22 protein-coding genes are annotated in these 23,008 nt (G+C 74.0%); 12 read left to right on the top strand and 10 right to left on the bottom strand.

Annotated features, from left to right (window positions below; translation table 11 throughout):
* Positions 1 to 15 precede the first annotated feature (15 nt).
* Positions 16 to 921, bottom strand: coding sequence for a neutral zinc metallopeptidase (locus ACFQ8T_RS09400; RefSeq protein ID WP_430546274.1), 906 nt, complete (start codon positions 919 to 921; stop codon positions 16 to 18).
* A gap of 96 nt (positions 922 to 1,017) precedes the next feature.
* Between ACFQ8T_RS09400 and ACFQ8T_RS09395 the strand changes: the two genes are divergently transcribed.
* The gene (locus ACFQ8T_RS09395; protein WP_430546273.1) at positions 1,018 to 1,740 is read left to right on the top strand and encodes a Type 1 glutamine amidotransferase-like domain-containing protein; all 723 of its coding nucleotides are present in this window, start codon (positions 1,018 to 1,020) and stop codon (positions 1,738 to 1,740) included.
* 22 nt (positions 1,741 to 1,762) lie between these two features.
* Here the strand turns inward: ACFQ8T_RS09395 and ACFQ8T_RS09390 are convergent, their stop codons facing one another.
* Positions 1,763 to 3,244: a DUF2809 domain-containing protein gene (locus ACFQ8T_RS09390; RefSeq protein ID WP_430546272.1), complete on the bottom strand. Its 1,482-nt coding sequence runs from the start codon at positions 3,242 to 3,244 to the stop codon at positions 1,763 to 1,765.
* Positions 3,245 to 3,355: 111 nt separating this feature from the next.
* On the opposite strand from ACFQ8T_RS09390, the gene ACFQ8T_RS09385 reads away from it, so the two are divergent.
* On the top strand, positions 3,356 to 4,954 hold the full coding sequence (locus tag ACFQ8T_RS09385) for an ABC-F family ATP-binding cassette domain-containing protein (RefSeq protein ID WP_429763285.1): 1,599 nt from the start codon (positions 3,356 to 3,358) through the stop codon (positions 4,952 to 4,954).
* Here the strand turns inward: ACFQ8T_RS09385 and ACFQ8T_RS09380 are convergent.
* Genes ACFQ8T_RS09380 through ACFQ8T_RS09370 form a run of 3 tightly spaced genes read right to left on the bottom strand, consistent with a single transcriptional unit; the run spans position 4,927 to position 6,697 of the window.
* The gene (locus ACFQ8T_RS09380; protein WP_430546271.1) at positions 4,927 to 5,976 is read right to left on the bottom strand and encodes an SURF1 family protein; all 1,050 of its coding nucleotides are present in this window, start codon (positions 5,974 to 5,976) and stop codon (positions 4,927 to 4,929) included. The genes ACFQ8T_RS09385 and ACFQ8T_RS09380 overlap by 28 nt on opposite strands.
* Positions 5,973 to 6,209 (bottom strand): hypothetical protein, encoded by a 237-nt coding sequence (locus ACFQ8T_RS09375; RefSeq protein WP_430546270.1) that lies wholly within the window; start codon positions 6,207 to 6,209, stop codon positions 5,973 to 5,975. The genes ACFQ8T_RS09380 and ACFQ8T_RS09375 overlap by 4 nt, the downstream gene beginning before the upstream one ends.
* Positions 6,209 to 6,697 (bottom strand): DUF3099 domain-containing protein, encoded by a 489-nt coding sequence (locus ACFQ8T_RS09370; RefSeq protein WP_430546269.1) that lies wholly within the window; start codon positions 6,695 to 6,697, stop codon positions 6,209 to 6,211. Before ACFQ8T_RS09370 ends, ACFQ8T_RS09375 begins: the two co-directional genes overlap by 1 nt.
* A gap of 208 nt (positions 6,698 to 6,905) precedes the next feature.
* Here ACFQ8T_RS09370 and fabG point away from each other — a divergent pair, with 208 nt between their 5' ends.
* The 3 genes from fabG to ACFQ8T_RS09355 are packed head-to-tail and all read left to right on the top strand — an operon-like array spanning position 6,906 to position 9,066.
* Positions 6,906 to 7,646 (top strand): 3-oxoacyl-ACP reductase FabG, encoded by a 741-nt coding sequence (gene fabG / locus ACFQ8T_RS09365; protein WP_430546268.1) that lies wholly within the window; start codon positions 6,906 to 6,908, stop codon positions 7,644 to 7,646.
* A 55-nt stretch (positions 7,647 to 7,701) separates the two neighbouring features.
* Positions 7,702 to 8,466 (top strand): enoyl-ACP reductase FabI, encoded by a 765-nt coding sequence (gene fabI, locus ACFQ8T_RS09360; protein WP_430546267.1) that lies wholly within the window; start codon positions 7,702 to 7,704, stop codon positions 8,464 to 8,466.
* 51 nt (positions 8,467 to 8,517) lie between these two features.
* On the top strand, positions 8,518 to 9,066 hold the full coding sequence (locus ACFQ8T_RS09355; RefSeq protein WP_430546266.1) for a SixA phosphatase family protein: 549 nt from the start codon (positions 8,518 to 8,520) through the stop codon (positions 9,064 to 9,066).
* Positions 9,067 to 9,070: 4 nt separating this feature from the next.
* Here the strand turns inward: ACFQ8T_RS09355 and ACFQ8T_RS09350 are convergent, their stop codons facing one another.
* The 4 genes from ACFQ8T_RS09350 to glgC all read right to left on the bottom strand — a co-directional run bounded on the left by ACFQ8T_RS09350 (position 9,071) and on the right by glgC (position 13,123).
* On the bottom strand, positions 9,071 to 9,637 hold the full coding sequence (locus ACFQ8T_RS09350) for a cysteine hydrolase family protein (protein WP_430546265.1): 567 nt from the start codon (positions 9,635 to 9,637) through the stop codon (positions 9,071 to 9,073).
* Entirely contained in the window at positions 9,634 to 11,070 is a 1,437-nt protein-coding gene (locus tag ACFQ8T_RS09345) for a purine-cytosine permease family protein (protein ID WP_430546264.1), read from the bottom strand. Before ACFQ8T_RS09345 ends, ACFQ8T_RS09350 begins: the two co-directional genes overlap by 4 nt.
* Positions 11,071 to 11,145: 75 nt before the next feature.
* Positions 11,146 to 11,886: a phosphoserine phosphatase SerB gene (serB, locus tag ACFQ8T_RS09340; RefSeq protein WP_430546263.1), complete on the bottom strand. Its 741-nt coding sequence runs from the start codon at positions 11,884 to 11,886 to the stop codon at positions 11,146 to 11,148.
* Entirely contained in the window at positions 11,879 to 13,123 is a 1,245-nt protein-coding gene (gene glgC, locus ACFQ8T_RS09335) for a glucose-1-phosphate adenylyltransferase (protein ID WP_430546262.1), read from the bottom strand. The genes serB and glgC overlap by 8 nt, the downstream gene beginning before the upstream one ends.
* Before the next feature lie 137 nt (positions 13,124 to 13,260).
* Here glgC and glgA point away from each other — a divergent pair, with 137 nt between their 5' ends.
* On the top strand, positions 13,261 to 14,514 hold the full coding sequence (glgA, locus tag ACFQ8T_RS09330) for a glycogen synthase (RefSeq protein WP_430546345.1): 1,254 nt from the start codon (positions 13,261 to 13,263) through the stop codon (positions 14,512 to 14,514).
* Positions 14,515 to 14,541: 27 nt separating this feature from the next.
* On the opposite strand, the gene ACFQ8T_RS09325 is transcribed toward glgA, so the two are convergent.
* Positions 14,542 to 15,309 carry a hypothetical protein gene (locus ACFQ8T_RS09325; RefSeq protein WP_430546261.1) on the bottom strand — a complete coding sequence of 256 codons (768 nt, stop codon included), beginning with the start codon at positions 15,307 to 15,309 and terminating at the stop codon, positions 14,542 to 14,544.
* An 87-nt stretch (positions 15,310 to 15,396) separates the two neighbouring features.
* Between ACFQ8T_RS09325 and ACFQ8T_RS09320 the strand changes: the two genes are divergently transcribed.
* From ACFQ8T_RS09320 to ACFQ8T_RS09295, 6 genes are all read left to right on the top strand, one after another.
* Complete coding sequence (locus tag ACFQ8T_RS09320; RefSeq protein ID WP_430546260.1) at positions 15,397 to 16,194, top strand: ABC transporter ATP-binding protein; 798 nt, start codon at positions 15,397 to 15,399, stop codon at positions 16,192 to 16,194.
* Between the two features lie 126 nt (positions 16,195 to 16,320).
* Positions 16,321 to 16,794, top strand: a complete 474-nt coding sequence (locus ACFQ8T_RS09315; protein ID WP_430546259.1) for an NfeD family protein — start codon at positions 16,321 to 16,323, stop codon at positions 16,792 to 16,794.
* Positions 16,795 to 16,923: 129 nt separating this feature from the next.
* The gene (locus ACFQ8T_RS09310) at positions 16,924 to 18,111 is read left to right on the top strand and encodes an SPFH domain-containing protein (RefSeq protein ID WP_430546258.1); all 1,188 of its coding nucleotides are present in this window, start codon (positions 16,924 to 16,926) and stop codon (positions 18,109 to 18,111) included.
* A gap of 211 nt (positions 18,112 to 18,322) precedes the next feature.
* Positions 18,323 to 19,093: a TetR/AcrR family transcriptional regulator gene (locus ACFQ8T_RS09305; protein ID WP_430546257.1), complete on the top strand. Its 771-nt coding sequence runs from the start codon at positions 18,323 to 18,325 to the stop codon at positions 19,091 to 19,093.
* Positions 19,093 to 20,844, top strand: coding sequence for an ABC transporter ATP-binding protein (locus ACFQ8T_RS09300; protein ID WP_430546256.1), 1,752 nt, complete (start codon positions 19,093 to 19,095; stop codon positions 20,842 to 20,844). Before ACFQ8T_RS09305 ends, ACFQ8T_RS09300 begins: the two co-directional genes overlap by 1 nt.
* Positions 20,841 to 22,868, top strand: a complete 2,028-nt coding sequence (locus tag ACFQ8T_RS09295) for an ABC transporter ATP-binding protein (protein WP_430546255.1) — start codon at positions 20,841 to 20,843, stop codon at positions 22,866 to 22,868. The genes ACFQ8T_RS09300 and ACFQ8T_RS09295 overlap by 4 nt, the downstream gene beginning before the upstream one ends.
* Positions 22,869 to 23,008: the final 140 nt, after the last annotated feature.

Below are 23,008 nucleotides of genomic sequence, written 5' to 3'. Positions count from 1 at the left end.
CGGCCGGGTCGAGCGTCAGAGAGCACGCGCGGCCAGGGTGTCGCAGTCGTCCAGGGTGCCGCCCTCGTAGCCGACGGTGAACCACCGCACCCGCTGCTCGGAGGTGCCGTGGGTGAAGCCCTCCGGGCTCACCTGACCCGTGGCCCGCTGCTGGATGCGGTCGTCGCCGACGGCCGCGGCCGCGTCCAGCGCCTGCCGCAGCTCGGCGGGGGAGACCGGGTCGAGGAACGTCACGCCGGTGTCGGGGTCGACCTCGGTCGCGGCGGAGCCCGCCCACATGCCGGCGAGGCAGTCGGCCATGAGCTCGATGCGCACGGAGTCGGACTCGGGCCCGCTGCCGCGCCGGTCGGCGGCGTCCATCGCGCCGGTGAGCTGCTCGACGTGGTGGCCCACCTCGTGCGCCACGACGTACTCCTCGGCGAGCGGCCCGCCCTCGGCGCCGAACTGGGAGCTCAGCTGGTCGAAGAACGAGACGTCGACGTACACCGTCTGGCCCGGCGGGCAGTAGAACGGTCCCGTCGCGCTGGTCGCGGAGCCGCACCCCGTCGTCGTCGACCCGGAGAAGCTCTCCACCGGCGGCAGCGCGTACTCCACGCCGGCCTGCTGCGGCAGCACGCGCTCCCAGTAGGCGTCGAGCGACTGCACGGTGGCCGACAGCCGGCACTCGCGGTCGGTGTTCGCCTGCTCGGCCGTGCACGCCTCGACGTACTGCTCCTGCCCGTCGCCCGCGGGCGCCCCGGCGTCCTGGACGGCGCCGCCGAGGGCACCGGTGAGCTGGCCCAGGTCGCCGCCGCCGAGGAACACGGCCAGCAGCGCGACGACGATGGCGCCGATGCCGCCGCCGACGACCGCACCGCGGCGCCCGCCCGCGCCCTTGCGGACCCGGCCACCCTCGAACTCGCCGCCCTCGTTGAAGGTCACGGGCCCCACGCTAGGCCGGGGCCCGGGTGATCGCGCGGGAAGCGGCCGCGCGGAAAACGACGGGCCGTGCCGCCGCCCGCTCCGTAGGGTGCGGGCATGATCGCGACGATGACCGGTACGGTGCTCGCCCTCGGTGGCGGCGGATTCTCGATGTCGGACGACGGCTCCTCCGCGATCGACGACCACCTGCTCGACCTCACCGGCAAGGACACCCCGAGGGTGTGCTTCGTGCCGACCGCGAGCGGCGACGACGGCGGGTACGCGCACCGCTTCGAGGAGGCGTTCGCCGGGCGGGCCCGGACGTCGGTGCTGTCGCTCTTCTGCCACGAGCCGTGGGGCTACGCCGACCCGGAGATGCTGCTCGAGCAGGACGTCGTGTACGTGGGCGGCGGCTCGACGGCGAACCTGCTGGTCGTGTGGCGGCGGCACGGCCTGCCCGACCTGCTCGCCCGGGCCGCGGCGCAGGGGACGGTCCTCGCGGGCATCAGCGCGGGCATGAACTGCTGGTTCGAGTCCTCGTCGACCGACTCGTTCGGCCCGCTCGCCCCGCTGGACGACGGCCTGGGGCTCGTGCCGGGCAGCGCGTGCCCGCACTACCTGGGCGAGGCGGACCGTCGGGAGGCGTACCTCGGCTGGGTGGCCTCCGGGGCGCTCGCGGAGGGGTACGCGGTGGACGAGTACGCCGCCCTGCGGTTCGTCGACGGCGCGCCCGTCGAGGCCGTGAGCGAGCGGCCCGACCGCCCCGTCCTGCGCGTCGAGCGCGACGGTGACGGCGCGCGCGAGGTCCCGTTCGACGTGCGGCGCCTCCCGGGGGCGTGACGGGACGCCGGAGCCCCGCTCCTCAGTACTCCGTCGGCGTCTCGACCGACTGCCAGTGCCACGGCTCCGGGAGGCGCCCGTCGGGCTCGGCCCAGCCGGGGTGGGTCCAGCCGTGCTCCTCGGCGTGCTCCTTGAGCCAGGCGTAGCGCGCGCCGTCGAACCCCTCGGGGCCCATGGAGATGTCGACGGCGGTGCCCAGGCCGTGGTTGGAGCAGCCGGGCGGCGCGGCGAGCGGGTTCGGGTCGTCCGGGTCGTACACCTCGACCTGCTGGTCGTAGCTGCGGTAGGCGGAGTTCACCGTCAGGTGCTGGCCGAACTCGGCGCGGTAGGCGGCGTCGAGCTCCACCAGCCCGTCCAGGACGTCCGCGCGCACGGAGTACTGCGGCGCCCACGGGATCGGCGCGAGCTTCTTCGCCGAGATCTTCCCGGCCTCCGGGAACCACACCTGGTCCGGCTCGGGGCAGACGACGGCGTCCTGCGCGGTCATGAGGTCCGTGGTCGCGTCGGCCAGGTCGGTGCGCAGCGCGGCGAGGTCCGCCGCGGCGGACTCGAGCTCCGTGAACGACGCCGTGGCGAGCCGGTCGTCCTGGGTCTCGGCGGTCAGCTCGTCCGCGGTGCCGAGCGCGTCGCGGGACGAGGCACGCACTCTCTCGCCGGCGTCCTGCCCGCTCTCGGCGAGCTCGTCGGTCGCGGCCAGCACGCGGTCGGCGCGACGCGCCACCGGGGCGAGCGCGTCGCGCGCGTCGGCGGCCTGCGTGCGGGCGAAGGCGAGGCGCGAGGCCTCCACCGCCTCGACGTCGCCGTCGAGGCGCGTCGCGAGCGCGGGCGCGTCGCCGGGCATCCGGTCCAGGACCGGTGTCGCGTCGAGCAGGGCGCGGGCCTCGTCGATCGTCGCGGCGAGGTCGTCGCGGACGCCGGCGTCGGCCACCCGGTCGGCGGAACCGTCGAGGGCGTCCTGCGCGACGACGACGCGCGCGGAGAGCTCCTGGGTCTCGGAACGCAGCACCCAGGCCAGGGCGCCGCCGCCCGCGGCGAGCGCGACGACCAGCACCACGGGGACCGCGACGCGCGCGACCCGTCGTCGGGCACCGGTCGCGGCGCGCACGTGCCGCAGCGAGAGGTCGACCCCGCGCGGCCGGGGGCGGGTCAGGGCGATCAGCGCCGCGCCCACCACGGCCCCGGCGGCGTACCACGCCAGGTCGGTGGGCGTGAACGCCGTGCCGAGCACATACCGCGTGAGCGGGAACCGCGCGACCACCTGGCCGGCGACGTCGGTCAGCCAGGCCGCCTCGATCCCCGCGCACACGACGAGCCCGACGACGCCGGCCACGACGGGGCGCGTGCGCGGGGCGAGGAACGCGACGAGCAGCACGACGAGCGTCGCGTAGAGGGCGTCCCCGAGCGGCCCGCCGACCGCGTGCGGGAGCAGGGCGCGGCCGGCGAGGCCGGCGAGGACCACGACGACGGCGAGGACGGCCGTCGTCGGGCGAGGGGCGCGGTTCACGCGCGAACCTTACCGAGAGCGGCGGGAGTGTGACTTAAGTCGTCGTGGGCCGGACCCCGGGAGCACTAGACTCAGGGGGCCTCCCACCCCCTGTCGAAGGACACCCCTGCCTTGATCACCGCCCACGGCGTCGAGCTGCGCTTCGGCGCCCGCACCCTCCTGCACGAGGCGACGTTCCGCATCGCCCCGGGCGACCGCATCGGCCTCGTCGGCCGCAACGGTGCGGGCAAGACGACGCTCACCAAGACGCTCGCGGGCGAGACGCTCCCCGCGGCCGGGCAGATCACGCGGGGCACCGACATCGGCTACCTGCCGCAGGACCCGCGCACGGGCGACCTCGACGTCGTCGCGATGGACCGGGTGCTCAGCGCGCGCGGGCTGGACCACATCGTCACGCAGATGCGCGAGACCGAGGGCCTCATGGCCTCGGCCGACGCCGACACGCAGGCCGCGGCGCTCGAGCGCTACCCGAAGCTCGAGGCGCGGTTCCTCGCCGCCGGCGGGTACGCGGCGGAGTCCGAGGCGCACCGGATCACCAGCAACCTGGGCCTCGACGACCGCGTCCTGGCCCAGCCGCTGAACACGCTGTCCGGCGGTCAGCGCCGCCGCATCGAGCTGGCGCGGATCCTGTTCTCGGGCGTCGACACGCTGCTCCTCGACGAGCCGACCAACCACCTCGACGCCGACTCGATCGCCTGGCTGCGCGACTACCTCAAGGCGTACAGCGGCGGGTTCATCGTGATCAGCCACGACAACGACCTCCTGCGCGCCACGGTGAACAAGGTGTTCCACCTGGACGCCAACCGCGGCGAGCTGGACCAGTACAACCTCGGCTGGGACGCCTACCTCGCGCAGCGCGAGACCGACGAGCGCCGCCGCCGGCGCGAGCGCGCCAACGCCGAGAAGAAGGCCGGCGCCCTGGTCGCCCAGGCCGAGAAGATGCGCGCCAAGGCGACCAAGGCCACCGCCGCGCAGAACATGATCAAGCGCGCGGAGCGCATGCTCTCCGGCGTCGAGGGCGAGCGGCGCGCCGACAGGGTCGCGCACCTGCGGTTCCCGAAGCCCGCGCCGTGCGGCCGCACCCCGCTCACCGCCGAGGAGCTGTCCAAGAGCTACGGCTCGCAGGAGGTCTTCGCCGGCGTGGACCTCGCGATCGACCGCGGGTCGCGCGTCGTCATCCTCGGGCTCAACGGCGCCGGGAAGACGACGCTGCTGCGCATCCTCGGCGGCGTGGAGGAGCCGGACACCGGCCGCGTCGTGCCGGGGCACGGCCTGAAGATCGGCTACTACGCCCAGGAGCACGACACCCTCGACCTGGACGCCACGGTCGTGGAGAACCTGCGGCATTCCGCCCCCGACCTCACGGACACGCAGGTGCGCTCGGTCCTCGGCTCGTTCCTGTTCAGCGGCGACGACGCGGAGAAGCCGGCGAACGTCTTGTCCGGCGGCGAGAAGACCCGCCTCGCCCTCGCCACGCTCGTCGTCTCGAGCGCGAACGTGCTGCTGCTCGACGAGCCCACCAACAACCTCGACCCGGCGTCGCGCGCCGAGATCCTCGGGGCGCTCGACACCTACGAGGGCGCCGTCGTGATGGTCACCCACGACGACGGCGCCGTGGAGGCGCTCAACCCGGAGCGGGTGCTGCTGCTGCCCGACGGCGACGAGGACCTGTGGTCCGCGGACTACGCCGAGCTGGTGTCGCTGGCCTGACGCCCGTCGGCGGGCGTGTCGGCGTCGGCCCGCGGCCTCTCGGCGGCGTCCAGCAGCGCGTCCTCGTAGTCCTCGTCGACCTTCCGCCGGCGGGGGCGCTGGGGGCGCACGGCGGCGCCCGGCCCCCCGGTCCCGTCCAGGGGGTCCGGGCCGTCGCCGGCGGCGAGGAGGTCGCCCGCCGTCACGTGCACCGGCCGGGTCTCGCGGCGCCACAGCACGACGTAGCCGCCCAGCGCGCCGAGCGCGAAGATGCACCACTGCACCGTGTAGCTGAGGTGCGACCCCGGGTCGGTGTCCGGTTCGGGGAGGGCCCCCGGCGTCGTCGCGGCGGCCGGGTCCTCGGAGCGCAGCTGTCCGTACCCGCCCACGGTGGCGCCGTCGGCCCACGCGGCGCCGTCCGGGCCCGCGGCGAGCACCTGATCGGTGTGGATCGCCTGCACCTGCCCCGCCGGGGTGCCCCGGTCGGAGGCGGGCTCGTCGGGCCGCATCGTCATCGTCACCTCGACCTCGCCGGCCGGCGGGTCGGGCACGGAGGACGGCGCGCTCGCGTCCTCGCCCAGCGGCACGAACCCCCGGTCGACGACGAGGACGACCGGCTGCCCGTCCGCCCCGGTGGTCTCGAGCGGCACCAGCACGTGGAAGCCGGGCTGGCCGCCGACGGGGCGGTTGCGCAGCAGCACCGTGTCCTCGGGCCGGTAGGTGCCGGTCGCGACGGCGGGGCGCCACTCGTCGTCCGGGTCGAGGACGGCGCCGGGCTCGGGCAGCACGTCGGCGAGGGGGACGGGCGCCGCCGCGTAGTTGGACTGCACCAGGTCGATCTGCGCCTCGCGCCAGGTGTACCGGTGCCACTGCCACACGGCCGCCAGGACGCACACGGCGGCCAGGAGCACGGCGCCCAGGCCGAGCGTGATCCACTGCCGGCGGGTGCGCGGGGGCGTCGGCGCGTCGGGGGAGCGGCGCTCGTCCGGCGCCAGGGGGGTGCCCGTCGGGTGCGTGTCGGTCGAGGAACGGTCGGTCGTCACGCGCGATCGAGCTCCGCGACGGGGACGGTCTGCTTCCAGAACGAGCGCGCACCGAGGAACTGCTCGAGGTGCTCGCGGTGGTCGTCGCACGCGAGCCACACCTTGCGGCGCTCCGGGGTGTGCAGCCGCGGGTTGTTCCACAGCAGACCCCACGCGGCCTCGGCGCGGCAGCCCTTGGCGGAGCAGACCAGCTCGCCCGCCACCGGGTCGGCGTTCGTCCCGAGCACGTCCATCAGCGGGTCCCTCCGGGGTTCTCGTTCTCGTTCTTGGCCTCGTTCTCGTCCGCCGGGTCGTCCTGGTGCTCGACGACGCGGTGCGGGCCGTCGAACGTCTCCGGCCCGGACGCCTCCTGGCGGTGCGGGCCGGCGTCGTCCTGGGCGGACGCGGTCAGCTCGGTGGGCGCGACGTCGACCATCGGCGAGGTGTCGTAGGAGACGCGGTCGCGGCCGGCGTTGGCGAAGAGCACCGCCGAGTAGGGCAGGACGACCGCGGCGGCCACCAGCACCAGCCGGATCCAGAGGACGTCCACGAGCACCGCGCCGAGGAAGCACACGATCCGGATCCCCATCTGGACGAGGTAGCGCCGCGTGCGGCGCGCCTGGTCCTCCTCCAGCGGCTCGGGGGCGCTGGTGATCGAGGGGACCTCGGCGCCCTGGTCAGCACCGTGGCGGCGGCCTCCGGAGGGGCGCGGACCGGGAGAGGTCGCGCGGGCGTTGCTCACCCGGCCAGTCTAGGACGGCGCGCGGAGGCCCATGGACCCCTCCGCCGATCGCCTCGCCTTGTAGGGATCCGACAAAGCGTCGCGAGGACGTGTGACGCGCCGCGACCCTGCGTGGCCGCTCGCTCGGGGTAGCGTCACCAGGGCGTCGGCCGTGCCCGACCGCCCGCCGCACCGCCCCGACCACGAGCACGACAGCCGAGGAGAACCCGTGACCGACGCCCCCGCCCCCCAGCCCGCCGCGCCCGCCGGACGGGTCGTCGTCGTGACCGGTGCGGCGCGCGGCATCGGCCGCACGATCGCCGAGCGTTTCGTCGCCGCGGGCGACACGGTCGCCACGCTCTACCGCGGCGGCGACCTGCCGGACGGGGTGCACGGCTATGTCGCGGACGTGACCGACAGCGCCGCCGTCGACGCCGCGTTCTCGGCCGTCGAGTCCGACCTGGGCCCGGTCGAGGTGCTCGTCGCGAACGCCGGCGTCACGCGCGACCAGCTCCTCATGCGCATGAGCGACGAGGAGTTCGAGACCGTGCTCGACGTCAACCTCACCGGCACCTTCCGCTGCGTGCGTCGCGCCTCCAAGGGGATGATCCGCGCGCGCAAGGGCCGCATCGTGCTCGTCGGCTCGGTCGTGGGCCTCTACGGCGGCCCCGGCCAGGTGAACTACTCGTCGTCCAAGGCCGCGCTCGTCGGCATGGCCCGGTCGATCACCCGGGAGCTCGGCGGTCGTGGCATCACCGCGAACGTCGTCGCGCCGGGCTTCGTCGAGACCGACATGACCGCGGCGCTGCCCGAGGCCACCCAGAAGCAGTACAAGGCGTCCATCCCCGCGGGCCGCTTCGCCTCGACCGACGAGGTCGCCGGCGTCGTGGAGTTCCTCGCCTCCGACGCCGCGGCGTACGTCTCCGGCGCGGTCGTCCCGGTCGACGGCGGCCTCGGCATGGGTCACTGACCAGCCCTGGCCCTGCCCCCTCGCTTCCTCACCCCCGCACAACCGGAAGGTCATCATGGCTCTGCTCGACGGCAAGAAGCTCCTCGTCACCGGCGTCCTCACGGACAGCTCCATCGCGTTCCACGCGGCCCGCCTCGCCCAGGAGGAGGGCGCCGAGGTGGTGCTCACCTCCTTCGGCCGCCAGATGAAGCTCACGCAGGCGTTCGCGAAGCGGCTGCCGGTCACGGCGCCCGTGGTGGAGCTGGACGTCACCAGCGAGGAGGATCTCGCGGCCCTCCCCGAGCGCGTCAAGGAGCACGTGGACGGCCTCGACGGCGTCGTGCACTCCATCGGCTTCGCCCCGCAGACCGTGATGGGCGGCAACTTCCTCTCGGCCGAGTGGGGCGACGTCGCGACGGCCCTGCAGGTCTCGACGTACTCGTACAAGTCGCTCATCGAGGCGGCCCGCCCGCTGATGTCCGGTGGCGCCTACGTGGGGCTCACGTTCGACGCCTCCTTCGCCTGGCCGGTCTACGACTGGATGGGCGTCGCCAAGGCGGGCCTGGAGTCCGCCAACCGGTACCTGGCCCGCGACCTCGGGCCCCACGGCATCCGGTGTAACCTCGTCTCCGCCGGGCCCATCCGCACCACGGCCGCGAAGTCCATCCCGGGTTTCGCGACCATGGAGGACGCCTGGCCGCAGCGGGCCCCGCTGGGTTGGGACCAGACGACGGCGGAGCCGGCTGCGCGCGCCGTCGTGGCACTTCTCTCGGACTGGTTCCCCGCCACGACCGGGGAGATCGTCCACGTCGACGGCGGTGTGCACGCGATGGGTCAGTGACGGGTCGGGGGCCCGGCACGGGCCCCTGGGACGACCTGTGAGACGGAGCGCATGAGAGCGGTAACGCAGGCCGAGGGCGACGCGCCGACCTGGCGCCTCGTGCTGTTGCGGCACGCCAAGGCCGAGCCCGGCAAGGGCGTGATCCCCGACGACCGCCGCCCGCTGGCGCTGAACGGTCGCAAGCAGGCGAGCCGCGTCGGCATGGCGCTCACCGCGGCGGGCCTGCGGCCGCAGCTCGCGCTGGTGTCCTCCGCGCTGCGCACCCGGCAGACCTGGGACCTGGCCTCCTCGCACCTCGACGGCTCCGCCGACACCGCGCTCGACGTGCGCGACGAGCTCTACGAGGCGAGCGTGCGCGACGTCCTCGGCCTCCTGCGGGTGGTCGAGGCGTCGGCGCGCACCGTGCTCGTCGTCGGGCACGAGCCGACGATGGCGGCGACGGCGGCGTACCTCGCGGGCGACGGCTCGGACGCCGCGGCCGTCGCGCAGGTACGCGTGGGCGTGCCGACCGCCACCTACGCGGTGCTGGAGTCCGCGGAGCCGTGGGCCGAGTGGGGCCGCGACGGCGCCCGCCTCGTGCACGTCGGCCGCCCCTCCTGAACCGTCAGGTCGTGCCGCGACCCTCGTCGGGCAGCCCGCCGAGCACCTCGTCGACGGTCGTGACCTCGACCAGCGGCGCGTAGAGCCGCATCGCGTCGAGCGCCCGCGCGTGGTCGGCGTCGCTCGCCCCGGCGCACGCGTCGGCCACCACCCGCACCCGCCGCCCGGCGTCCGCGGCGGGCAGCACCGTGGACAGCACGCAGCAGTCGGTCGAGACGCCGGCCACCACCAGCTCGTCCGCGTGCCCGGTGGCCGCGTCGAGCTCCGGCCCCCACTTGCCGAACGTCGTGGCGGTGACGACCGGCGCGCCGGCGGGGTCCAGGCCGTCCGCGAAGCCGTACAGCGGGTCGTCGGGCGGCACGAGGGCGAACGGCCACTGCGCGAAGTACTCCCGCCACGCGCCCTGCGGCGCGCGGGGCGCCACGTACCGGGTCCACACCGTCCGGCCGGCGAAGGCCGGCAGCAGCCGTCGCAGATTCGCGGCCGCGGCGTCGAAGCCCGGCGCGGCCCACGGGCTGCCCGGCCGGGCGAAGACCACCTGCATGTCGACCACGACGAGCGCGGCGCTCACGCCGACCCCTGCGCCGACTCCTGCCGCCGCACCGCGCGCGCCGAGAGGACGAACGTGCCCAGCAGCCCGAGCGCGAGGGCCACGAGCACGCCGAGGTTCGCACCCGCCCACTGGCCGTCGCGGCCGCCGAGGCCGAGCGGCCCCAGCAGGTAGCCCTGCCACGACAGCCACCCGGCGTACGTGTTGGTGACGAGGCCCCAGCCGATGACGGTGCCCGCCACGACGAGCAGCACCGCCGTCCACCGCACGCTGCCGTACCGCCCCCGCCGGTCCGCGAGCTCGTCGTCGGCGTAGTCCTTGCGGCGCAGCGCGATGTCGGCGAGCAGCACGCCGCACCAGGCGGCGATCGGCACACCGAGCGTGATGAGGAAGCCCTGGAACGGGCCGAAGAAGTCGTCGGCGACGAAGACGACGTAGGTGGCGCCGAGCACCATGAGGACGCCGTCGATCGCGGCCGCCACCCAGCGCGGGGCGGGCAGCCCCAGCGACAGCAGGGCGAGGCCCGAGGAGTAGATGTCGAGCGCCGCGCCGCCGATCAGCCCGGCCAGGGCCACGACCATGAAGGGGATGAGGAACCACTCCGGCAGCAGCACGGCCAGGGCGCCGATCGGGTCGGCGCCGATCGCGTCGGCGAGGGCGGGGTCGGAGCCTGCGAGCAGCATCCCGGCGACGAGCAGCAGCACCGGTGGGAGGGAGGCGCCGAACGTCGTCCAGCCGACGACGCCCGGCCCGGACGCCGTGCGCGGCAGGTAGCGCGAGTAGTCGGCCGCCATGTTCACCCAGCCGAGGCCGAAGCCGGTCATCATGAAGACGAGCCCGCCGATGACCTGCGGCGCCTGCCCGGGCGGGATGGCCGCGACGGTCGCCCAGTCCACGTGGCCCGCGACGAGCACGACGTAGACCACCGTGAGCACGGCCGTCAGCACGGTGATGACCTGCTGCAGCTTCATCACGAGCTGGAACCCGAAGATCCCCGCGGCCACCACGACCAGGGCCACGACGGCGAGCGTCACGACCTGCGTCACGGTGCCACCGCCCCAGCCGAGCGTGCCGAGCACGGTCGAGGTGGCGAGCGTCGCGAGGGCGACCAGCACCGTCTCCCAGCCCACGGTGAGGATCCAGGACAGCAGCGACGGCAGCCGGTTGCCGTCCACGCCGAACGCCGCCCGGCTCAGCACCATCGTGGGCGCCGACCCGCGCCGGCCGGCGAGGGAGATGAACCCGCAGGCCAGGAACGACGCCACGATGCCGACCGAACCCACGACCACGGCCTGCCAGAAGGACACGCCGAACGCCAGCAGGTACGCGCCGTAGCCCAGGCCCAGCACGGACACGTTGGCCGCGAACCACGGCCAGAACAGGTCCCGCGGCCTCCCGTGCCGCTCGGACTCGTCGATGGTGTTGAGCGCGTTGGTCTCGACCGTCGTCGCCATGGTCCGATCCTGGCCCCTGCCAGGGGTTTCGCGCTACGGCTGCGCGCTCGGGCCGGTGCGGTCAGGACCGTCGGCTCAGGGGCGGATGCTGCCGGGCCCGCGGCCCGCCGCGGCGTCGACGGCGTCGATGACGCCGAGCACGTCGTCGAGCCGGGGGCCGTCCACGCTGAACGGCGCCTGCGCGCGCACGAGCGGCTTGGCCGCGAAGGCGATGCCGATGCCCGCGGCGTCGATCATGTCGAGGTCGTTGGCGCCGTCCCCGACGGCGACCGTGTCGACCATCTCGAGCCCGCACTCGGCGGCCCAGCGGCGCAGCGTGGCGGCCTTGTCGGCACGGTCGACGACCGGTCCGACGGTGCGGCCGGTGAGCACGCCGTCGGCCACCTCGAGGCGGTTGGCGCGCCAGCGGCCGATGCCGAGCGCGTCGGCGATCGGGCCGAGGATCTCGGCGAAGCCGCCGGACACGAGCCCGAACTCCCAGCCGCGGCGGTGCACCTCGCTCACGAGGTCGGCGGCGCCGGGGGTCAGCACGACGGCCTCGCGCACCGCGGTGAGGGCCTCGACGGGCACCCCGCGCAGCGTGGCGACGCGCTCGCGCAGGGAGCCGGCGAAGTCGAGCTCGCCGCGCATCGCGCGCTCCGTCACCTCGGCGACCTGGGCGCGGGTGCCGGCGTGGTCGGCGAGCAGCTCGATCACCTCGGCGGTGATGAACGTGGAGTCGACGTCGGTGACGACGAGCCGGCGGCGCGGCGCCTCGGCGCCGCCGTCCGCGGAACTGGCGGGGGCGGTGGCGGTACGGGGAGCGGGGTCAAGCAACGACGGTGCCCTTCGGGACGACGGTGATCCCCGACTCCGAGACGGTGAAGCCGCGGGCCCGGTCCTCGTCGTGGTCGACGCCGACGCGGGCCCGTTCGCTCACCACCACGTTCTTGTCGAGGATGGCGCGGTGGACCTGGGCGTGCCGCTCCACCTGGACGTTGTCCATCACGACGGCGTCCGTGACGGTGGCCCACGAGTGCAGGTGCGCGCCCGGGGACAGGATGGACCCTGCCACGGTCGCGCCGGAGATGAGGACACCAGGCGAGACGATCGAGTCGGCGGCGTGGCCCAGGCGCCCCGGCCCGGCGTGCACGAACTTGGCGGGCGGCAGTCCGGTGTACCCGGTGAGCAGCGGCCAGTCCTCGTTGTACAGGTTGAACACGGGCTGCACCGCGATGAGGTCCGTGTTGGCCTCGAAGTAGGCGTCGATGGTGCCGACGTCGCGCCAGTAGTCGCGGTCGCGGTCGGTGGAGCCGGGGATCTCGTTGCGGATGAAGTCGTACACGCCGGCGGTGCCCTCGGCGACGAACGCGGGGATGATGTCGCCGCCCATGTCGTGCCGGGAGTCCGGGTCGGCCGAGTCCTTCGTGACGGCCTCGACGAGCGCGTCGGCGTCGAACACGTAGTTGCCCATCGACGCGAGCACCTCGGTGGGGGAGTCGGGCAGCCCCACCGGGCTCTCCGGCTTCTCCAGGAACTCGCTGATCCGCGTCGGGTCCTCGCGGTCCACCTCGATGACGCCGAACTGGTCGGCCATCGCGATCGGCTGCCGGATGGCGGCCACCGTGGCGCGGGCGCCCGAGGAGACGTGCGCCTCCACCATCTGCGAGAAGTCCATGCGGTACACGTGGTCCGCGCCGACCACGACGACGATGTCGGGCCGCTCGTCGTCGATGATGTTGAGGCACTGGTAGATGGCGTCCGCCGACCCGAGGTACCAGTGCTTGCCGACCCGCTGCTGCGCGGGCACCGACGACACGTAGTTGCCGAGCAGCGACGACATGCGCCACGTCTTCGAGATGTGCCGGTCCAGCGAGTGCGACTTGTACTGGGTCAGCACGATGACGTGCAGGTAGTGCGAGTTGATGATGTTGGACAGCGCGAAGTCGACGAGCCGGTAGATGCCCCCGAAGGGGACCGCCGGCTTGGCACGGTGCGCGGTGAGCGGCATGAGGCGTTTGCCCTCGCCGCCGGCGAGGACGATCGCGAGCACGCGGGGCTGGGTCGACGCCATGCCACGACCCTAGGGCGTCGCAGGCCGCCGCGCCCGCGACCCGCCGACCCCGCTAGGTTGGCCGCGTGAGCACGCCAGCCAGCAGCCCAGCAAGCACCCTCTCCAGCAGTCCCGCACGCGGCCCGTTCCGGGTCGACCTGCTGACCCGCGAGTACCCGCCGCACGTCTACGGCGGCGCCGGGGTGCACGTGGCGGAGCTGTCGGCGGTGCTGCGCCGGCACGCCGACGTGCGGGTGCGCTGCTTCGACGGGCCGCGCGCCGGCGACGACGCCGAGGCGGGCGTCACCGGGTACGGCGTGCCGGCCGAGCTCGCCGCCGCCAACCCCGCCCTCGGCACGTTCGGCGTGGACCTGGCGATGGCGCAGGACGTCGGGGGAGCCGACGTCCTGCACTCGCACACCTGGTACGCCAACCTCGCCGGGCACGTCGGCGGCCTGCTGCACGGGGTGCCGCACGTCGTGACGGCGCACTCGCTCGAGCCGCTGCGGCCCTGGAAGGCGGAGCAGCTCGGCGGCGGGTACGCCCTGTCGTCGTGGGCGGAGCGCACCGCCTACCTGGGCGCCGCGGGCGTGATCGCGGTGTCCGCCGGGATGGGCGCCGACATCCTCCGGGTCTACCCGGAGCTCGATCCCGAGCGCGTGCACGTCGTGCACAACGGCATCGACCTCGCGGGCTGGCGGCGCCCGGCGGACGGCGACCCGACGGCCGAGCGGGTCGTCCGCGAGCTCGGCATCGACCCCGAGCGCCCGGCCGTCGTGTTCGTCGGCCGCATCACGCGGCAGAAGGGCCTGCCGTACCTGCTGCGCGCCGCGGCGCGGCTGCCGCGGGAGGTGCAGGTCGTGCTGTGCGCGGGCGCCCCCGACACCGAGGAGCTCATGGCGGAGGTGCGCGGGCTCGTCGCCGACCTGCGCCGCGCCCGCGGCGGCACGGGCGCGGCGCAGGTCGCCGGCCCCGGCGGCTCCGGTGCCGAGGCCGGGGTGGTGTGGATCGAGCAGATGCTGCCCCGCCCCGACCTGGTCGCCGTGCTCGCGGCGAGCACCGTCTTCGTCTGCCCGTCGGTGTACGAGCCGCTCGGGATCGTCAACCTCGAGGCGATGGCCGTCGGCCTGCCCGTGGTCGGCACCGCGACCGGCGGCATCCCCGAGGTGGTGGACGACGGCGTCACGGGAGCGCTCGTGCCGATCGAGCAGGCCGACGACGGCACGGGCACGCCGCTGGACCCGGAGCGGTTCGTGGCGGACCTGGCGGCCGCGCTCGAGCGGGTGCTCGCCGACCCCGCGCGTGCGACGGCGATGGGGGAGGCCGGCCGGCGCCGCGCCGAGGAGCTGTTCTCCTGGGAGGCCGTGGCCGAGCGCACCCTCGACGTCTACCGGTCGGTCCTCGCGGGCTGACCGGGCGCCACGCGCGCCGTCGGACCGTCAGCGGACCGCGGCGTAGGTGGCGGCGCTGAGGGCGTGCCGGGCGGTGCGCTCCACCTCGCGCAGGGCGGTGGACCGCTGGTCCGACTGCCAGAGGTTCACGGCGCCGCCGTCGTCGACGGTCGCGAGGTCGACGATCGCGAGCAGCCGGGTGGCGAGCTGCAGCACCCGGGCCCGGCGGCCGTCCAGCGCGGGCACGGGCCAGCCGTCCGTGCTGCCGCCGCGCAGCCGCTCGATGGCGTCCGCGGCGTCGTCGCGCCACCGGGCGACGTCGAGGGCGTCGAGGGCGTCGGTCGCGGTGACGAGGCTGGTGCGCAGCTCCTGCTCGGCGTCGGCGAGCGAACCGAGGGTCCCGGCGACGTGGGTCGACCAGGCGGGCACGGGCCGCACCTGCCAGACCACGAGGTGGCCCGGCTCCAGCGCGCTGCCGAACGCCGTGACGGCCGGGACCGCGGCCCACGACCCGGCCGGGGTGGTGATCATCACGCACTCGCCGGCGTCGGTGGCCTCGGCGCTGACCGCGGCGGGCGTGCCGCCGAGGTCGCCGGGCGCGGGCAGCAGGGCACAGACCTCGCGGGGCCCGGCGAGCCAGGCGGTCACCAGGGCGCGCAGGTCGGCGTCGTCCTCCCGCCCCGGCATCCCCACGACGCCGTGCGGCTCGTCGTCGCCCTGCACGCTGCGCACGACGACGCCGGGGGCGGCGCCGGTGGTGGCGAGCCAGAGCGCCAGAACGACGCTGCGGGGCAGCGCGGTCGGGTCGGTCTCCACGGCCCTCACAGTAGACGTCCCGGCGCCGTCGTCGCAGGCCGGGTCGCGGGCCGGTCGCGGCGCGCGGCTCGGGTAGGGTCGGGCCTCATGAGCGCGGTTCTCGACCTGCAGGGCGTCACCGTTCGACGCGGTACCACCACCATCCTCGACGCCGTGGACTGGCAGGTGAACGAGGGCGAGCGCTGGGTCGTCCTCGGCCCGAACGGTGCCGGCAAGACGACCATGCTGCAGATCCTCGCCGCGCGCTCGCACCCCACGGCCGGCACGGCCGAGCTCCTGGGCGAGCGGCTGGGCCGCGTCGACGTCTTCGAGCTGCGCCCGCGGATCGGCTTCGCGTCCGCGGCCCTCGCCGATCGCATCCCGGGCAGCGAGACCGTGCGCGACGTCGTGCTCACGGCGGCGTACGGCGTGACCGGCCGCTGGCAGGAGACGTACGAGGAGTTCGACGAGCAGCGGGCCAAGGACCTGCTCGCGGCGTTCGACGTCGCCGACCTGTCGGACCGCTACTACGGGACCCTCTCGGAGGGCGAGCGCAAGCGCGTGCAGATCGCCCGTGCCCTCATGACCGACCCGGAGATCCTGCTGCTCGACGAGCCCGCGGCGGGCCTGGACCTCGCGGGCCGCGAGGAGCTCGTCGGGGCGCTCGCCGAGCTCGCGGCCGACCCGGCGTCGCCGGTCCTGGTGCTCGTGACGCACCACGTCGAGGAGATCCCGCCGGGGTTCACGCACCTCATGCTCATGAAGCGCGGAGGCATCCAGGCCGCGGGTCCGATCCAGGAGGTGCTCACCGCGGACAACCTCTCGCAGGCGTTCGGGACGCCCCTCATGGTCGCCCACGGCGGGGGCCGTTGGCTGGCCCGCGCGGCGCGACCCGCCGGTCGCTGAAACGGCTTCCCGCGTCGTCTCAGGCTTGGTAAAGTCTGTGCAAAACCTGGTGGCGGGGGCGTCTCTTCCCTGAGGGCTCGTCCGGCACCACATGCCCCCGTGGGGGGACGACGAGGGGAGAGGTCCATGGACTCCTGGCTGTGGTGGGTCGGAGGCGCGCTGCTGCTCGCCGCGATCGAGATGCTCTCGCTGGACCTCGTGCTGATCATGCTCGCCGGCGGCGCACTCGGCGGGGCCGTCACGGCCGCCGCGGGCGGCGAGCTCTGGCTGCAGATCGTCGTCGCGTGCGTCGTGTCCGTGCTCCTGCTCTTCACGCTCCGCCCGTGGCTGCTGCGCCACCTGCGCCAGCGCGTCCCGCTCGTCGAGACCAACGCCGCGGGCCAGGTCGGCCGCACCGCCCTCGTCCTCGCGGAGGTCACCGAGACGGGCGGCCGCGTCAAGCTGCAGGGTGAGGTCTGGAGCGCCCGCCTCGAGGACGACGGCATCCCGAACTCCACCGGGCGCGTGCCCGTGGGCGCCGAGGTGCGCGTCGTGCGGATCGACGGCGCCACCGCCGTCGTCGCGCCGGTGGCCACGACGCACGAGCAACGCTCCGCCTGACGTCCCCCGGGTGCCGGCGGTCCGTCCGCCCGGCCCGGGGTCTGCACGACCCGCCGGGGGGACCGGCGGAACCGTCCGATGTCGACGACGTCGACAGGGTCGTCGACAGTGTCGACAGAAGGGACCGACGTGTCCGATACCGAACCCGGCACCATCGTGCTCTACGTGGTGCTCATCATCCTGGCGATCGTGCTGATCGTCGCGCTGGTCAAGGCCGTGCGCATCGTGCCGCAGGCGACGGCGCTGATCGTCGAGCGGCTCGGTCGCTACAACAAGACGTTCGAGCCCGGGCTGCACCTGCTGGTGCCGTTCGTCGACCGCATCCGCGCCGGCGTCGACCTGCGCGAGCAGGTCGTGTCCTTCCCGCCGCAGCCGGTGATCACGAGCGACAACCTCGTGGTGAGCATCGACACGGTCATCTACTTCCAGGTGACGGAGCCGAAGTCGGCGGTCTACGAGATCGCGAACTACATCACCGGTATCGAGCAGCTCACCGTCACCACGCTGCGCAACGTCGTCGGGTCCATGGACCTCGAGCAGACGCTCACCAGCCGCGACCAGATCAACGGCCAGCTGCGCGGCGTGCTCGACGAGGCCACCGGCCGCTGGGGCGTCCGCGTCAACCGCGTCGAGCTGAAGTCGATCGAGCCGCCCGCCTCCGTGCAGGGCGCGATGGAGCAGCAGATGCGCGCCGAGCGCGACCGCCGCGCCACGATCCTCACGGCCGAGGGTGTCAAGCAGTCGCAGATCCTCACGGCCGAGGGCGAGAAGCAGTCCCAGATCCTCCGGGCCGAGGGCGACGCCCAGGCGAAGATCCTCCAGGCCGAGGGTGAGGCGCGCGCCATCCTCCAGGTGTTCGGCGCCATCCACGAGGGCGACGCCGACCCCAAGCTGCTGGCCTACCAGTACCTGCAGATGCTGCCGGAGATCGCCAACGGCAACGCGTCCAAGCTGTGGGTGGTGCCCACGGAGTTCACCGCGGCGCTCGGCTCGATCGCCAAGGGCTTCGGCGGCGTGCCCGGCACCCCCGGCATCCCCACCCCGCCCGCCGACGACGAGGGCGCCGCCGAGCCGCGGCCGCGGCCGTCGTCGCTTCCCGCGCAGGCCCTGGAGGACCCGGGCGAGGCGCTCGCGGAGGCGCGGCGCCAGGCGGAGGCCGCCACGGCGGACGCCACCAGCGCGGGCACCCGGTCGGGTGCGCCGTTCGACCCGTCCGCCGAGCGCGGCCAGCGGCCGTCGGACGGCCCGACGGCGCCGCCGTCGCCCGGGGCGCAGCCGCGCTCGCTCGGTGGCGAGCCGGAGGACCCGCAGCAGTAGGACGCCGCGAGGCGCCACCGCGCGGCACGGATCGGACGGGAGGGTCGTCACCCCAGGGTGGCGGCCCTCCCGTCGTGCGTGCTCGGAGCCGCACGGAACGGGGCGGAAGGGGTCGAGGGAGCGGGAGGCGCCGTCGACGGGCCTCCGGACGCCGTGCCGACGTCGTGCCCAACGTTGCGGAGTGAGTGCTCACTCATTTAGTGTGGCGCCCATGAGCCCCACGCCCACGCCGACCGGTCGTGCCGCCCCCATGGCGCCGGACGACCGCCGCTCGGCGATCGTCGACGCCGTGCTCCCGCTCGTCGGCGAGCTCGGCCTCGACGTCACGTCGCGCGAGCTCGCGGACGCCGCCGGCGTCGCCGAGGGCACGCTGTTCCGCGCCTTCGGGGACAAGTACACGCTCATCGGCGCGGTCGCGGTCGAGGGGCTGCACCGTGCGTCCGGGCCGGTCGAGACGCGCGCGGAGCTGGCGGCGATCGACCGCGAGGCGCCGCTCGAGGAGCGGCTCGAGCGAGTCATCGAGCTCGGCCGCCGGCGGATGAGCGACGTCATGCGCTGGATGGGCGTGCTGCGCGCGCTGCACCACCGCACCGGGGCGCGCGACCAGGTCGAGCCCGGGCACGTGCAGGACTTCCGCGCGCAGCTGATGGAGCAGCGGGAGCAGCAGCGCGAGGCCACGGTCGCCGGCCTGATCGGGGTGCTGCAGCCCGACGAGCACCGCCTCCGGGTGCCGATCGAGGTCGCGGTGGCCTTGGTCGAGGCGAGCATCGCCGGCACGCACGCCCGCGTCGACCACCTGCTGCCGGCACCCTCGCCCCGGGTGGTCGCCGATGCGCTCGTCAACGGCATCGCGGAGGATCGAGCAGAAAAACACGTGCCCGAGGCCACCGCGACGCAGAACACTGCGCACCGGAAGCACACCGCGTCCGAGAATCCCCCCGGGACGGCGACGCCCCGTACCTCCCACCCCCTGGAGCCCTGATGCTCGTCTCCCTGGCGCGGACCTATCTGCGCCCCTACGCCGGCGCCGTCGGCCTGCTGCTGGTGCTCCAGCTGCTCGCGACGCTCGCCTCCCTCTACCTGCCGTCCCTCAACGCGAACATCGTCGACAACGGCGTGACGACCGGGGACACGGCCTACATCATGCGGGTGGGCGGGTGGATGCTCGTCGTGAGCCTCGTCCAGGTCGCCTGCGCGATCGGCGCGGTGTTCCTGGGCGCCCGGGCCGCGACGGCGCTGGGCCGTGACGTGCGCCGCGACCTGTTCGACTCGGTGCAGGGCTTCTCCGCCCGCGAGCTCGGCCAGTTCGGCGCCCCGTCGCTCATCACCCGTACCACCAACGACGTGCAGCAGGTGATGATGGTCGTGCTGATGACCTTCACCATCATGGTGATGGCGCCGATCATGCTGGTCGGCGGCGTCATCATGGCGCTGCAGGAGGACGTCGAGCTCTCCGCGCTGCTGCTCGTCGTGGTGCCCGTGCTGGGCATCGCGATGGGCCTGCTGATGTGGCGGATGGTGCCCTACTTCAAGGCGATGCAGAAGCGGATCGACGCCATCAACGGCGTGCTGCGCGAGCAGATCACCGGCCTGCGGGTGGTGCGGGCGTTCGTCCGCGAGGACCGCGAGCTGGAGCGGTTCGGAGCCACCAACGAGGCGCTGTACGACACGTCGCTGAACGCCGGCAAGCTCATGGCGCTGGCGTTCCCGATGGTCATGCTCATCATGAACGCGTCGAGCGTCGCCGTGCTCTGGTTCGGCGCGCAGCGCATCGACAACGGCCAGATGCAGGTGGGCGCGCTCATGGCGTTCCTCAGCTACATCATGTACATCCTCATGGCCGTCATGATGTCGACGATGATGGTGATGATGGTGCCGCGCGCCTCGGTCGCCGCGGGCCGCATCTCCGAGGTCCTCGACACCGAGACCTCGGTCACCGAGCCGTCCGCGCCGGTCTCCCTCACGTCCTTGGCCGACGGCGAGGGGCCGCGCGGCGAGCTGACGTTCGAGGGCGTCGAGTTCCGCTACCCGGGCGCCGACGAGCCCGTGCTGCACGACCTGACGTTCAGCGCGTCGCCCGGCCGGGTGACCGCGATCATCGGCTCCACCGGCGCGGGCAAGACGACGCTGCTCAACCTCGTGCCGCGGCTCTTCGACGTCACCGACGGGCGCGTGCTCCTGGACGGCGTGGACGTGCGCGACCTGGCGACGGGCGACCTCGGGTCGCAGCTCGGCCTGGTGCCGCAGAAGGCGTTCCTGTTCAGCGGCACGGTGGCGGACAACCTGCGCTACGGCAAGGCCGACGCGACCGAGGACGAGATGTGGGCCGCGCTGGAGATCGCGCAGGCGCGCGACTTCGTCGAGGCGCTCCCCGAGGGGCTCGAGGCGCCGGTCGCCCAGGGCGGGACGACGTTCTCCGGCGGGCAGCGCCAGCGGCTCGCGATCGCGCGCGCCGTCGTCCGGCGCCCGCGCGTGTACCTGTTCGACGACTCGTTCTCGGCCCTCGACTACAGCACGGACGCGCGGCTGCGCGCCGCCCTGCGGCCGCGCACGCAGGACGCGACCGTCCTCGTCGTCGCGCAGCGCGTGGCGACGATCCGCGACGCCGACCAGATCCTCGTGCTCGACCACGGGCGCATCGTCGGGCGCGGCACGCACGCCGCGCTGCTGGCGGACAACGAGACCTACCAGGAGATCGTCACCTCCCAGATGTCCCTCGAGGAGGCGGCATGAGCACCGAACGCAAGGCACCGGCCCGTCCGGCCGGCGGCCCCCGTGGCGGCGGCCACGGCCCCATGGGTGGCATGGGTGGCGCCCCGGGCGCCAAGGCGATGGACTTCCGCGGGTCGCTCCGGCGGTTCGCGGGGGTGATGCGTCCCGAGCGGGCTCGCGTCGTCCTGCTCACCCTGTGCGGGATCGTCTCGGTGGCGCTCACCGTGGCGGGGCCGAAGATCCTGGGCGACGCGACCAACGTCATCTTCGCCGGGGTGGTCGGCAAGGCCCTCACCGCGGCCGGCGTCCCGGCCGGGACCACCGGGGACGAGGCCGCCGCCATGCTGCGCGCCTCCGGGGACAGCGCACAGGCCGGCCTGATCTCCTCGCTGCCCGACGTCGTCGCGGGCCAGGGCGTCGACTTCACCCGGCTCGGTGAGATCCTGATGTGGGTGATCGCCATCTACCTGGGGGCGTTCCTCTTCGGGTGGCTGCAGGCGCGGATCATGACGATCGCGGTGCAGAACACGATGCGCCGCCTGCGCGACGACGTCGAGGCCAAGCTGCACCGCATCCCGCTGAGCTACGTCGACAAGCAGGCCAAGGGCGAGATCCTCTCGCGCGTGACCAACGACATCGACAACGTCGCGCAGACGACGACCCAGACGCTCGCGCAGCTCGTGACCTCCGTCCTCACGGTGATCGGCGTGCTCGGGATGATGTTCTGGATCTCGTGGGTGCTGGCGCTGGTCGCGCTGGTGACCGTGCCGCTGTCGGTGATCCTCACCATGCAGATCGCCAAGCGGTCGCAGCCGCAGTTCGTGGCGCAGTGGGCGGCCACGGGCCGGCTCAACGCGCACGTCGAGGAGATGTTCACCGGGCACTCGCTGGTCAAGGTCTACGGGCGCCAGGAGGCGGCGGCCTCGACGTTCGCCGCGGAGAACGAGGCGCTCTACGACGCCTCCCGGAAGTCGCAGTTCATCTCCGGCACGATGCAGCCGTCGATGGGCTTCCTCGCCAACCTCAACTACGTGATCGTGGCCGTGATCGGCGGGCTGCGCGTGGCCTCGGGGCAGCTGTCCCTGGGAGACGTCCAGGCGTTCATCCAGTACTCGCGGCAGTTCACGCAGCCGCTCACGCAGATCGCGTCGATGATGAACCTGCTCCAGTCGGGCGTCGCGTCGGCCGAGCGGGTCTTCGAGCTGCTCGACGCCCCCGAGCAGGAGCCGGACCCGGCCGACCCGCGCCGGCTGGACCACGTGCGGGGCCGGGTCGCGTTCGAGGACGTCTCGTTCTCCTACGACCCCGAGACGCCGCTCATCGAGCACCTCGACCTCGTGGCGGAGCCCGGGCAGACGATCGCGATCGTCGGCCCCACGGGCGCCGGCAAGACGACGCTGGTCAACCTGCTCATGCGGTTCTACGAGGTCGACTCCGGCCGGATCACGCTCGACGGCGTGGACAGCCGGGACCTGACGCGCGACGACCTGCGCTCGCGGATCGGCATGGTGCTGCAGGACACATGGCTGTTCAAGGGCACCATCGAGGAGAACCTGCGGTACGGGGTGCGCGACGGCGCCACGGTCGGCGAGGCGGAGTTCCTCGCCGCGACCGAGGCCACGCACGTGGACCCGTTCGTGCGCACGCTGCCCGACGGGTACGCGACGCTGCTCGACGACGAGGCGACCTCGCTCTCGGCGGGCGAGAAGCAGCTGCTGACCATCGCCCGGGCGTTCCTCGCCGACCCGGAGATCCTCGTGCTCGACGAGGCGACGAGCTCGGTCGACACCCGCACCGAGGTGCTCGTGCAGCAGGCGATGAACGCGCTCCGGGCGAACCGCACGTCGTTCGTCATCGCGCACCGCCTGTCGACCATCCGCGACGCCGACACCATCGTCGTCATGGAGCACGGGCAGATCGTGGAGCAGGGCGACCACGACACGCTGCTCGCCGCCGGCGGAGCCTACGCGCGGCTCTACGAGTCGCAGTTCAGCGCCCCCGTGATGGACGAGGAGGACGTGGTCGCCGGTCCCGCCGGCGTCTGACCTGCAGCATCGAGCGTGCTGACTTGATCCTCGAACGGCCCGTGTGAGGATCAAGTCAGCACGCGCGACGCGCGCCGGGGGCCGGGGCGGGGGGGGCAGCCCACAGACGGGGGCGGCGGGGCGGGGGGCCCGCCCGCGAC

Source organism: Isoptericola sp. NPDC056618, from assembly GCF_042792715.1.
GTDB lineage: Bacteria > Actinomycetota > Actinomycetes > Actinomycetales > Cellulomonadaceae > Isoptericola > Isoptericola nanjingensis.
The sequence above is the reverse complement of the archived record's forward strand: the minus strand, read 5'-3'. Positions and strand labels throughout refer to the sequence as shown.